8 protein-coding genes are annotated in these 12,203 nt (G+C 49.3%); 2 read left to right on the plus strand and 6 right to left on the minus strand.

What is annotated here, in order from left to right; translation table 11 throughout:
* Nucleotides 1–52: 52 nt before the first annotated feature.
* Nucleotides 53–1,717, minus strand: coding sequence for a GspE/PulE family protein (locus PGL01S_RS23200; protein ID WP_127496914.1), 1,665 nt, complete (start codon nt 1,715–1,717; stop codon nt 53–55).
* 214 nt (nt 1,718–1,931) lie between these two features.
* Here PGL01S_RS23200 and PGL01S_RS23205 point away from each other — a divergent pair, with 214 nt between their 5' ends.
* Nucleotides 1,932–6,152, plus strand: coding sequence for an Ig-like domain-containing protein (locus tag PGL01S_RS23205; protein WP_127496915.1), 4,221 nt, complete (start codon nt 1,932–1,934; stop codon nt 6,150–6,152).
* Nucleotides 6,153–6,211: 59 nt separating this feature from the next.
* On the opposite strand, the gene PGL01S_RS23210 is transcribed toward PGL01S_RS23205, so the two are convergent.
* The 5 genes from PGL01S_RS23210 to PGL01S_RS23230 all read right to left on the minus strand — a co-directional run bounded on the left by PGL01S_RS23210 (nt 6,212) and on the right by PGL01S_RS23230 (nt 10,924).
* Nucleotides 6,212–7,078, minus strand: a complete 867-nt coding sequence (locus PGL01S_RS23210) for an aldo/keto reductase (protein WP_174806589.1) — start codon at nt 7,076–7,078, stop codon at nt 6,212–6,214.
* A 203-nt stretch (nt 7,079–7,281) separates the two neighbouring features.
* Nucleotides 7,282–9,042, minus strand: a complete 1,761-nt coding sequence (locus PGL01S_RS23215) for a hypothetical protein (RefSeq protein WP_127496916.1) — start codon at nt 9,040–9,042, stop codon at nt 7,282–7,284.
* 12 nt (nt 9,043–9,054) lie between these two features.
* Nucleotides 9,055–9,579, minus strand: coding sequence for a PulJ/GspJ family protein (locus PGL01S_RS23220; RefSeq protein WP_164775569.1), 525 nt, complete (start codon nt 9,577–9,579; stop codon nt 9,055–9,057).
* Nucleotides 9,563–10,093 (minus strand): type IV pilus modification PilV family protein, encoded by a 531-nt coding sequence (locus tag PGL01S_RS23225; RefSeq protein WP_127496918.1) that lies wholly within the window; start codon nt 10,091–10,093, stop codon nt 9,563–9,565. The genes PGL01S_RS23220 and PGL01S_RS23225 overlap by 17 nt, the downstream gene beginning before the upstream one ends.
* A gap of 204 nt (nt 10,094–10,297) precedes the next feature.
* Nucleotides 10,298–10,924: an O-methyltransferase gene (locus PGL01S_RS23230; RefSeq protein WP_127496919.1), complete on the minus strand. Its 627-nt coding sequence runs from the start codon at nt 10,922–10,924 to the stop codon at nt 10,298–10,300.
* A gap of 125 nt (nt 10,925–11,049) precedes the next feature.
* Here PGL01S_RS23230 and PGL01S_RS23235 point away from each other — a divergent pair, with 125 nt between their 5' ends.
* Nucleotides 11,050–12,186 carry a THUMP domain-containing class I SAM-dependent RNA methyltransferase gene (locus PGL01S_RS23235; protein WP_127496920.1) on the plus strand — a complete coding sequence of 379 codons (1,137 nt, stop codon included), beginning with the start codon at nt 11,050–11,052 and terminating at the stop codon, nt 12,184–12,186.
* The last annotated feature ends 17 nt before the right edge of the window (nt 12,187–12,203 follow it).

Here is a 12,203-nt window from a genome sequence, read left to right on the forward strand (position 1 = left end):
TCAATGGGTTGCACCGAAGCTAATGCGGTCATTCTTACATCGTAAGCGTGAATTAATTGGCCACGGTTTCGCGAAGAACTTCCTGCAGTGTCGTAATGCCGCGGGTAACTTTCTCCAATCCGTCGTCCATCAGCTGGATCATCCCTTGCTTGTTAGCTGCCTCGCGAAGCTCGCTTAACGAACCGTTTAAAGTAATAAGCTCACGAATTTCGTTATTGATATGCAAAACCTCGTGAATAGCCACCCTGCCCCGATAACCCGTGCTGCCGCAGTTGCCGCAGCCTCGGCCGCGGTAAAGCGTCTGCGCCTGAATCCCCCGGCTTCTCAAGAACAATCTTTCCTGTTCAGTCGGCTCTTGCGCTTCCCTGCAGTCGCTGCATATCCGTCGGACAAGACGCTGCGCGACAACTCCGATAAGCGAAGAGGCGATTAGGTAAGGCTCGACCCCCATGTCCCGGAAACGCGTAATGGAGCTGACGGAATCATTCGTATGCAAGGTGGATAATACCAAGTGGCCGGTCAGGGAGGCGCGGATCGCGATCTCAGCGGTCTCCGTATCCCGAATTTCGCCGACCATAACCACGTTAGGGTCCTGACGGAGGATCGAGCGCAGACCGGTTGCAAAGGTTAAGCCGATGGTCGGGTTAACCTGGACCTGGTTAATGCCATCGAGCTGGTACTCTACCGGATCTTCAACGGTAATGATATTGGTATCCTCTTCATTCAAGTGGCTGAGCGCGGAATACAAAGTGGTTGTTTTGCCGCTGCCCGTCGGGCCGGTAATGAGCAATATGCCGTACGGACGCTCAATCATTTCTTTGAATACCTGGACGTTGTGATTATTGAAGCCAAGCTGGTCAACCGCTTTGACGCCAGTGCTCAAATCAAGCAGACGAAGAACAATTTTCTCGCCGTGAATGGTAGGCAAGGAAGCGACGCGGATATCTACCGTCTTGAACTCGAACTGCATCTTCATCCGGCCATCCTGCGGAAGCCTCCGCTCGGCGATATTTAATTTGGACATGATTTTCAGTCTTGCCGTAATAAAGCCCTGCATCTGCTTAGGCAAAGCCCGTTCCGTGCGAAGCACCCCGTCAATCCGGTAACGGATCGTTACGCTTGTCTCACCCGGGTCAACGTGAATGTCGGAGGCTCTAAGCTGTACCGCCTGTTGTATCATCTGGTTCACGAGCCGCACGACGGGAGAATCTTCGTCCGTGATTTCGGTCTCGCGGATTTCTTCCTGAGTCGGAAGATCAATCATCATCTGGCTCATGGAGTCCTGCAGGCCGTAATGTCTTGCGATAGCCCGCTGCAATTCGTCTTTGCTGGAAATAGCCGGTTCGATTCGGAAGCCTGTGCTCATTCGCAGCTCTTCGATCGCGAAGTAGTCAAGAGGATCCGCCATTGCGACCATCAGCTTGCCGCCGTCCTTCTGAAGCGGGATCGCCTGGTAGCGTTTGGCCATGCTTTCGGGGATGATCTGGGTGATTTCCGGATCAATCTGGTATTTATACAAGCTAACATGCGGAATTCCTAACTGGAATTCCAGCACTTCAATAAGCTGCTGCTCCGTTATGTACCCTTGCGCGATAAGCAAGTCGCCAAGCTTCTGCTTCGATTTGCTCTGCTCTAGCAGCGCCTTCTGCAGCTGTTCCTCGGATATTATGGCGCTCTCGACCAATAAATCTCCTAGTCTCTTCTTAATAGCCACCATCTCTTAACAGCCCCATTCTCTTATATCCTGCTGGGTCCTTTATACCCAGAATTCTAGACCACGGAACCAATTTTGGCAATATTTATTATATTAATTGTTGCATCTATCGACCCACTGACTTAAACTGATTATAGCGCATTATTACTAGAATTCAAGAAGTTTATTAGGTAAATAGAACTAAGTAAAGAGAATGTAAAAATAGGAGGATAGAACTATGAAACTGGTTGATTTTCAGAAAAAAATTTCCATCATCTTAGCCGTTACTCTCCTTGCGTCGATATTCGCATTTGCAGGCTTTCCGGTAAAACAGGCCGAAGCTGCGGATACGTTCGACCTGGGGCTTGTTGCGCTAAAGTCAGCCGAGAAAAGCAAATACGTGAGGGTAACGTCAAACAACTCTACTCCTGCCGCCGACTCGGACAAGGTATGGACCGAAGAGCTTTTCGTATTGGCGAAGTCAGGCAGCTATTACACGTTGAAATCGAATAATACGGGTAAATATATAAAGTCCAGCGGCAGTTCATTAGCTGCCGACAGTACTTCCAGTTCAACAAATGCGCAAAAATTCTCAATTACAACAAATACGGACGGAACGGTATCCATCAAATCACGAAGTGAAAATACTTATATCAGTACTTCAGGCAGTAATAACAATCTGACTCTGAATGGCACCTCTATTACCAGTTCCCAGAAATTCAAGCTTACCTCCTTCCGCGATTCCGTTCGCATACTGGAAGTAACCGAATCCGGAACATCGGATCTCTCCTCCATACTCGGCAGCAGCTCCCCCGTTCCGTTCACTATCGATACATACAGCATGAAGGAATTTGTTGCATCACGTGATGATTTGGATGGCAAATACGATGCGGTATACATCGGAAAAGGCACCTTGGTCGACAAGGACAACAAGGCAAAGACGCCATACAGCATGTCCTTGCTTAGCGCGCAATCCTCCGGAAGTTCAACGCAAAGCAATAACCATAACACAAGCAGTATTCAAAACGATATCACGCAGCTCAAGGCAAACGAAATTACGAACGATTTTATTAAAAAAGGTCTGCCGGTTGTCTTTTACAACGATTCCTCAACGAGGAATGGCATCGAGTATCAAGCGGATTTAAGCTCTAGCTCCAAAGCTTTGCTGAAGAAGAACTTTCTTTCTTACAAAGACGGAAGCACGGCAAACGCTATTTACGTGGATTCATCCCATATCTCTTCCGCAGCTAACTTCTTGAGCAAGACAAATCTGCTCGAGAAAGCCAATATTCGCCCGCAACTAACCGTAACAAGCAAACCAACCGAGTATACGGCTAACCAGGCGAATAAATACAACGCAGGAAACACGATCAACTTCAATTACACGATTGATAACGTAGGAGATATCAGCCAGAAAAATATTGATCTCAACCTTTACATCAGTACGGATAGCTCCTTGCCTTTTGGCGCTGAACAGGTGGTAGCTGCCAAGCAAGCGGACAGCGCAACGGGAACGATCTCTTACACGCTGCCCAAGGGCTATTCCGGCATTCAATATTGGCGGCTCGAAGCGGTGGATTTCAACACCAAGCTGAAGGATTATAGTTCGGGGGTTTACCGTTTCCAGGATCAGAAGATTACGATCAAGGTTCTTCAAGTCATGCCTAACGACAGCAGTGCCAGTACTTTGAACAATACCAACAATATGAGTTCATCCTATCTCGTTCCGACATCCGGCAATAACAAAGACGCTTATAGCATAAGCATCGATGTTATGAATATGAACACGTTTAACAGCACGGGCTATAAAACCTTAAACGGCATATACGATATGCTGATCTTTGGCTTTGGCGATATTTACAACAACAACGCTCCAATTAACGATGATGCCGCGGCAGCCGTAATCGCCTTTAAAAACACCGGGCAAAGCGTCATGTTCACCCATGATACGATCTATAACAGCAGTAACTCGAACAGCAGCAACTGGCTCAACAAATTCCAGGCGATTACCGGTCAGATTGCACCGCGAACCGATCTAGGTCTCGGAGCGCCTGAAGCTTCAACAACAACGGAAAAAGTGAATGACGGCTTATTGACGCAATTTCCTTTTCTGTTGAGCGATACAACGAATGTAGCCACAACGCATAACCAGTATTACACACTTAACTTGGAGGATTCGACCGTTATCCCTTGGTATAACATGAGCGGCGGCAAACGGACTTCCGGCGACAGCTGGAATTCTTATTACACCTATTCCAAAGGGAATGTAACGTATTCCGGTTCCGGGCATACGAACAGCAGGTTCCCGGACTGGGAGCAGCAGTTGTTCGTCAATACCATGTACCGGGCGTATATCGGTTCTAACCATGCTCCTCAACTGACGGTTAACTCGCCGACAGAGTACAATTCGGCAAGCAATAATTTTATTCCGTCCTATCAAAATATTTTGCTGAACTATCAGGTCGATGACTTTGACCTTGCGGACCGTGAGCTCAAAACAACCGTTAACTTTATTTACGGCGGCCAGTCTCACGAGATTTTCAAAGACAAAACCATGCTGTCCGGCGGTACAATTAACCAACAAGTTGCTAACCCGCTTCCAAACGGCGGTGACTTGAAGGTTGAGATTATCGCTAAAGATAAGAGCGGTGCTCAAGTTAGCCAAACGATTAACGTAAAAGTCGTAAAAGTAGAATCCAACATTGATCTTAGTCGCACGGTATCGAGCAATGTAACGGATAACCGGGTACAGACGAATACAACCGCTACTTTCACTTATACCGTAACGCCAAAGGCGATTCCGTCAAGCGACGCCTTGTCCGCAGACAAGATGAAGATTACGAACATAACATTCAGCGAAACCTTGCCTGCGAAGCTGGAAGTAACCAGTCTTCCGTCAGGCTGGACAAAAACCGGCACGACAGCAACCGGATATACCGTTTCGGGTACCCTCGCTGCCATTACGTACAACTTAAACGGCAACAGCTATATCGCTTCACCTGTGACCTTCCAGATTGGAGTGAAGCCTACGGCTGACGGTTTATACCCGCTTCAAAACGCGGCGCTTACGTTTAACGATATCGGTCAGCAATCCGCAAGAACCTTGACATTCCCTGGTTATATTCTGGAAGCCGTAACCAGACTAACCTCGCTTAGCTTAACCGATACAAAGCTGCTTGTTGGCGACAGCCGGAAAATGATTCCGACTTATGCGCCGCTTAACGCAACGTATGCTTCAACGTATATTTGGGAATCGGATCGTCCGGATCTCGTAACGGTGGACAGTTCCGGTATTATGAAAGGCTTGGCAGCAGGTACAGCCCATATCACCGCAAGAGCAACGGATGGCAGCGGATTATCCGCAACGGCAGCGGTAACCGCCATTGTACCTGGTCTTAACATTGTTGGTCAGGACCGCGTTGCATCAGGAGATTCAATCGACCTGACTGCCAACCTGTATACCGCGGATTATGAGAAAATAACAAGCTATCAATGGAGTATTAAAGACGGCTCGAGCTATATCAGCTTAAACGGAACAACAAGCAACACCGTTTCCGTCATGGGCAAAAACGTAGGTAAAGCTACCGTCCGTCTTTCGGTGGGAACCGATCAGAATCATACGTATACAAAAGAGATGAATATTGCCGTATTTAAAAAAGTAACCTCTATCACTCTGACTGGTACGACCATGATCGTAGGCTCCACCTATCAGCTTAATCCGGTCATAAGTCCAGCGGACGCAACGGATAAATCCATAGCTTGGCTGCCGAGCAGCAACTCAAGCGCGGCAACAGTGAACAGTTCGGGCCTTGTCACCGCCGTTGGCGTTGGAGAAGCAACGATCACCGTTCAGGCGCAGGATGGCAGCGGGGTGACGGGCAGTGCGGTCATTAAGGTCATTGATCCGGTTCCCGTTATTTCGGGACCAAGCGCAATCGAGCTTGGAACGGACGGGACCTTATCCGTTGACCTAACAATGGCAACCGGTGATGTTATTACGTCCTATGAATGGGCTATTACAGAGGAACCGGGCAAAGCGAATATTAAGGGTTCGACCACAAGCAAGTCATTGAATTTTACCGGAACAAAACCAGGTAAAGTCAAAATCAAGGTTACGGTTCATACGAAGAACGGAAAGGTCTACATTGCCGAACAGGAGGTTACCGTCAAATCGGTTACTCTAAGGCTGGAAAGCTCCTACCGGATCCAGGTTAGCAAATTCAAGGATTTGTTCGCTGCTCTAGCCTCCAGTCCCGCCGCAGGCAAATCCAACATTAAGGGCGATCTGCAGTGGTCTTCGAGCAATCCATCCATTGCTACGGTGGACAGCAGCGGCCGCGTAACCGGCGTAAAAACGGGTACTGTCACCATCACGGTCACTTACAGAAATGATTCGTCCATAACGGCAAAAACAACGATTATCGTGGAGCGAAGCAATACCAGCGGCGAGAAATATTAATTCCGCATCAACAAAAGCCCCGATCCTAAACAGGATCGGGGCTTTTAAATGGAGTCGCATTAGGCGGTGATTTGAGCAGCGATCCCGTTCAATTCTGCCACTTCTTTGGCGGAAAGCTCCAAGTTGGATGCCCCCGCGCAATTAACGATGTTCACCGCTTTGCTGGCGCCGGGAATCGGCAAAATGATTGGCGACAATTGGAGCAGCCATGCAATTGCGACCTGCTGCGGCGACGCATCATGGCTTCTGGCGATCCGCGAAAGCGTCTCGTTGCTGCCTATGCCTTGCGCATTACCCATGCCGTTTAGAGGGCTGTAAGGCAGGAAAGCAATTCCGTACTCCTCGCAGCGCTTCAGCACGTCCATGGAAGAATGGTCAAACAAGTTCATACGGTTTTGAACAGACGCGACCGTTACTATTTTGCGAGCCTCTTCCAGTTGTGCAACGGAAACGTTCGACAGTCCCACGTGAACGATCTTCCCTTCCCGCTGCAATTCAGAGACTGCTCCCACAGATTCCGCAAACGGAACCTTAGGATCCGGACGGTGGAATTGATAGAGCGTGATTGCTTCCACGCCGAGAGCACGCAAACTGTCCTCGCACGCTTGACGCAAGTGTTCTGGACGGCCATCCGTTTCCCAGCGTCCATCCGGGCGAATGTGCCCGCCTTTGGTTGCAATGAGCACTTCCGGACGGTTATGTAAAGCTTTGGCGAGCAGGCGTTCGTTATGGCCTTTTTCGGTCGAATCCAAGCAATACGAATCCGCTGTATCGAACAGGGTAATGCCCTGCTCCAATGCGGCATGCACTGCTCTAATGCCTTCTTCCTCTGAAGGGCGTCCGTTAACGGAGAGAGGCATTCCGCCCATCCCGATTTCACCCACGGTTATCCCTGTCGAACCAAGCTTGCGTTGCGGTATCGTCATCTTGCAGCCTCCTTAGAGATAATTATGAATTGTTCGAGAGCAGTGAAGAAATTTCCATTTTCAAGTATATCAGTTCTGTCTTTTCGCTAGTAGTACTGAAAAAAAGTTCATCTAGTTACTTTGATGTAAGAGATGCTTTCCTCAGCAGCGCAAAAAAAGACGACAGCCGCTCCGGCTGCCGTATCAAGGTTTACTTCGTATTTTCAAGGCACAGCAGAGGATACCAGCTGCTTTTTCCCCACAATAACGCTTAACTTCTTGACGCGGGGCAAGCCTTCGTATTGGTTCTCGAAGAAATCATAATCGTAGTTGATGATAAACCGCGATTCATTAAATGGGATGGTGCTTTGCTGCCTTGCATCGAACATAATATCCGAAGCACCTTCGGAGGCTTTGCCAAGCACGGCGTTAATCGTTAAATCTCCCTTGGAGAAGAAGCCTCCGCGCAGCCAGAAGATTGAACCTACGCCATACAGCTCCGCATCTTCATCCGTATAAAAGAACGCATCGAGAATCTTGGGACTTTTATCGTCGTCTTTGGGGTTATATATGCCATAATCCTGGAAGGAGTCAACCTTGTTGACCAGAACCGGTCCTTTCGAGATCATGATCAGCTGCTTGCGTTCCCCTTTGTCGGTTGTAATTCCTTTGATTTGCGCGTCTTCAATAGTCGTGCTTCCGAGCGTAAACACGGTTGAATCAACTTGAACGCTGTCGCTTATAAACACATTGCCCGTAACCAAAATATTGGCTTTCACCACCAACGGATCGCTGGAATAGTTCGATATCGTTAAATCCCCGTTTACGATCAGCCATTTGTGATTGTCCTGCTTGGCCGAATCCGTGAAGATCAAGCTCTTATAATCCAAGCCGTCCAGCTTCAAGTCTCCATTAAACAGAACGGTGCTCGATAAGGAGTTAAATTGCATAAAATAAGCATCGTATTCCTTCAAAGCTTCATTATAAGCATCCATAGCTGCCGTATCGTCCAAATCCGTAGGCAAAGTTGGCTTCTCGGGAGGACCGGAGGTCACCGTAACACCGCTGCCATTCTTCAAAACAGCCGCCAGGTTATTGAACCTGCCCGTTTCTCCGCTATGCGCCAATCCATAATCAACGGCCGCCTTTATGCTGTTACGGTCCACGTTGGTTGCTTCCTCAGCCTTATCAATGAAGGATTCCGCTACGTTAATCGAGATAAACTTCTTTTGATCCCGGAGCTGAATTTTGCTGTTGTCCACCCCAAGAATCTGCTGCAGAGTCAGATCCGTTCGCGAATACGGCTGGTAGTTGCCCGTGATTTTGTCCAACACTTTAATGGAGTCCATATTTTGAATAAAGATATTGCCTTCAAAAAACGGATATTTCGTATCCTTTGTTTTATTCGGGTCATTGTTGTAAATGTATTTCGCGGTGTTATCGATAAGAAAATCGTGACCGGCATAAATATTGCCCATCCCATAGGCAGCACCGTTAATAATGACATCGTTCTCCGACCCAAAGGCGTAATTCAGGAAATCCGGATAAGCGCCTATCGTAATCTGCTGGGTAAGCCGTCTTGTCACGCCATGAACCACTGCTTCCGCCGTCAGGTTGAGCTTATAGCTGGTCTGATCGCCAACGCTTACCTGCTCCGTTGTTACATCCGTAATTTTTCCGCTGGCCCCCGGCAGGTCAGTGCTGGTCTTAAGCCGTTGCAGCTCATCAATGCCGGCTTGCAGCAATTGCGAGAGCTCTTCCGGCGCAATATCTTCCCTGCCGTTATACTTCGTGACAAGATAAGAGGCCGCTTCATTTAACGTTTTTTCCGCCAAATGAAGGCTTTGCACATCATTTTCACGCGTCTCTGCCCGCGTTGCCCCGCCTAACGTCGAACTGACAACCGCCGTACCCAGAATGGTCAGCAGCAAGATCATAAACAGAACCAAGACCAGAGCGTATCCGCGGTCTTTCTCGCTCCCCATGCACCCTTCCCCCTAAAACCCGAATTTGCTTTCCAGAGTCAGCTGCTGATTACGCCCGTTATGATTCTGCTCAAGCACCAGCCGGATCTCGATGAGACCGCTGCCGCATTCCGTTACATTCGTCTTGCATTTAAGCTCAATGGAGGAGGCCTCAGAGGTTGGTTCCGTCTGACTCGGCATATCCACATCCGAGCGGGTATCCACCGTTCTGCTGCCGATATGAAGCTGTTTGTCCCGGATAAAAATCTTCTGTTCTTCCCTGGTTCCTGCATCGCGTACCAGCGTAATGCCGTTCCCATTCGTTGAAATCAGATCCGGACCGTAAGCATACAGCTCCGTGATAATGGAGGACATCAGCAGATCCGCATCATCCCGCAAAGCATTCTCCGTTTCGATCCGGTTATACGTATTCATGCCGAAGGTAACGACGGAAAAAATAATGCCCGCGGCGATCGACAGCAGCGTCATAGCCGCAATCAGCTCCACCAGCGTCAGCCCCTGCTCCTCGTTCCGCCACTTCTTAACGAACTCTCTCACTGGCGATATATCCCTCCACTTCCGCCGCATTACGGGCGCTAGCTGATCCGTTGGCCTTCTCTACCCGCACCAGAACGGGCAACAGCTCTTCCGCCATGTTTTTCTTGTCCGCATCGTGGAGCATTGCGTCATGCATATCTCTCTGGTAGATTACGGAAATGGTATACTGCACGCCGTTTATATTGGGATTTAAAATCTGCTGCAAGACAGCCGAATCTTCGGCCAGCTTGCTCACAGCGGTATTGCATCCGGTTAGAGGACAGTTAATAGCCGTGTTTGAGGTATTCGAGAAGTAGGTCTGGATCGGTTCAAAGCGCTGCTTCTCCATATAAAACAACGCGTTGCGGGCCAGATTGACCATAACCGTTTTGCTCTGGTTGCCTTTCGCGTAAGTAAGTGCATTCGTGAAGAAGGAAGTCAGCACCAGGCTTACAACGGATAAAATAACAAGTGCAGCCAGCACTTCCACCAAGGTTAATCCGGATTCCTTATTGCCATGCCGAATCCATTTCATATCATTAGCACCTACGATCCGCCTTCTTTTTTTTTGCGAAAAACTACTTCTATTTTACTATAATCTTGCTTTTTTTACCATGAATAGTGATTCTAATTTCATAGATTTACCGTAAATAAACTAAGTCTAAAGAACCATAAAAGAACAACGCAAAAAAAGAGCAACGATGCCGCGCAGCATCATTGCTCTTCTCTATTGCTTGCTTTATTTTACGATCGCAATCGCAAGTCCGTCATACCCCGGGAGAACGGTGCTCATCAGGCGTTCGTCGCTTGCAATCTGCTGGTTGAAGCTGCGGACGGCTTTGACGGACGGACCTTCCTTGGCCGGATCCGTTGTACGGCCCCGCAGCAGGATGTTGTCGCCGATAATAACCGCACCCGGATTGGAGAGCGCAATCGCATGCTCCAAATAAACCGGGTAACCTTCTTTGTCCGCATCAATAAAGAAGAAATCGAATGTTCGTCCCTCTTCCTGCAGCTTCACGAGACTCTCGCGGGCATCCCCGATTATATATTCGACGGCGTCGCCTAGACCCGCTTCCGTCATATGCACCTTGGCTACTTCCGCATATTCCGCCTTCAGCTCTAATGAAGTAAGCAATCCTCCCTCGGCGAGCCCCCGGGCAATGCAGATCCCGCTATAGCCGCCAAGCGCACCGATCTCAAGCGCCGTCTTCGCTCCGTTCATCTTGGCTAGCATCGTCAGAAGCCTGCCGTATCCGTCAGCTATCGATATATCGGGCATGTCGCGTTCGGCGATCCCTTTTTTCGTACGGACCAGATCCTGATCTTCGCCATATAGCCCGTCAACATATTGTTCGTCTGTCAATTTACTCTCAGCCTCTCTATTTTTACAATTTGTAAAAGCTACCCTCTTTGTCCTATACTTGATTGTATGATTTTGACCGTGTGGATACAACTCATGTTTTCACAGGTAAGGGGAGAATTGTAATCATGACAACGATTAATCTGATCGCTACCGCACCGATGGGACTGGAAGCGGTCGTTGCGCGCGAGCTGAAAACGCTCGGCTACACAGACCTTCAGGTGGAGAACGGACGCGTCCGTTTCACCGGGCAGCCGATCGATATTTGCCGCACGAATCTATGGCTTCGCTCCGCGGGACGGATTCTCGTCAATATGGGCGAGTTCAAAGCGACAACCTTCGAAGAGCTTTTCGAAGGAACAAAAGCACTGGATTGGCCGGAATGGATTCCGGAGGACGGGGAGTTCCCCGTTAACGGCCGTTCGCATAAGTCGCAGCTGACCAGCGTTCCCGCCTGCCAAAGCATCGTCAAGAAAGCGGTAGTCGAGAAAATGAAGGACCGCTACGGCACCGAATGGTTCCACGAGGACGGCGGACGTTATGTCATTGAAGTAACGCTTATGAACGATATGGCGATGCTGACGCTTGATACAACGGGAGCGGGCCTGCATCAGCGCGGCTACCGCAAAGTATCGACCGAAGCGCCAATCCGCGAAACGATGGCCGCTGCTCTTGTTGACCTCAGCCGCTGGAGTCCGGAGCGTCCGCTGTATGATCCGTTCTGCGGCTCCGGCACGATTCTCGTGGAGGCTGCCATGATTGCCTGGAATATCGCTCCCGGCCTTCGCCGTTCGTTTAACGCGGAAGGCTGGCCGCTTGTCCCTGACGAGCTGTGGGATAAAGCGCGGGAAGAAGCTTTTGACGCCGTGAAGGATGATATCCCTCTGCAAATCGCAGGCTCCGACATTGATCCATATGCGATAGAAATTGCGGAAGCCGCGGTTAAAAAGGCAGGTTTTGGCAAAGAAATTAAGTTAAAGGTTATGCCGGTGGCCAAAATCAAGCCTGAAGGCGATTATGGCGTCATTATTACGAATCCGCCTTACGGCGAGCGGTTGGGCGATGACAAGGATGCGGAAATGGCTTTGATGCAATTCGGACGCTCCGCGCTTTATTTGCCGACCTGGTCCTTCTTTGCCATCAGCCCGTCCGCAAGCGTCGAGCATTATTTCGGGAAGCCGGCGGATAAGAAGCGCAAGCTCTTTAACGGCCGCATCCAATGCAACTACTACCAGTTCTTCGGCCCGCTGCCTCCCCGGAAATAAGAGAAAGGAATTTTTGC

Source organism: Paenibacillus glycanilyticus NBRC 16618, assembly GCF_004000805.1.
GTDB classification, from domain to species: domain Bacteria; phylum Bacillota; class Bacilli; order Paenibacillales; family Paenibacillaceae; genus Pristimantibacillus; species Pristimantibacillus glycanilyticus.

Bases quoted from the DNA above. Each gene is read 5' to 3' on its own strand.
- PGL01S_RS23200 (WP_127496914.1), bottom strand. From the start codon at position 1,717: ATGGTGGCTATTAAGAAGAGACTAGGAGATTTATTGGTCGAGAGCGCC.
- PGL01S_RS23205 (WP_127496915.1), top strand. From the start codon at position 1,932: ATGAAACTGGTTGATTTTCAGAAAAAAATTTCCATCATCTTAGCCGTT.
- PGL01S_RS23210 (WP_174806589.1), bottom strand. From the start codon at position 7,078: ATGACGATACCGCAACGCAAGCTTGGTTCGACAGGGATAACCGTGGGT.
- PGL01S_RS23215 (WP_127496916.1), bottom strand. From the start codon at position 9,042: ATGGGGAGCGAGAAAGACCGCGGATACGCTCTGGTCTTGGTTCTGTTT.
- PGL01S_RS23225 (WP_127496918.1), bottom strand. From the start codon at position 10,093: ATGAAATGGATTCGGCATGGCAATAAGGAATCCGGATTAACCTTGGTG.
- PGL01S_RS23235 (WP_127496920.1), top strand. From the start codon at position 11,050: ATGACAACGATTAATCTGATCGCTACCGCACCGATGGGACTGGAAGCG.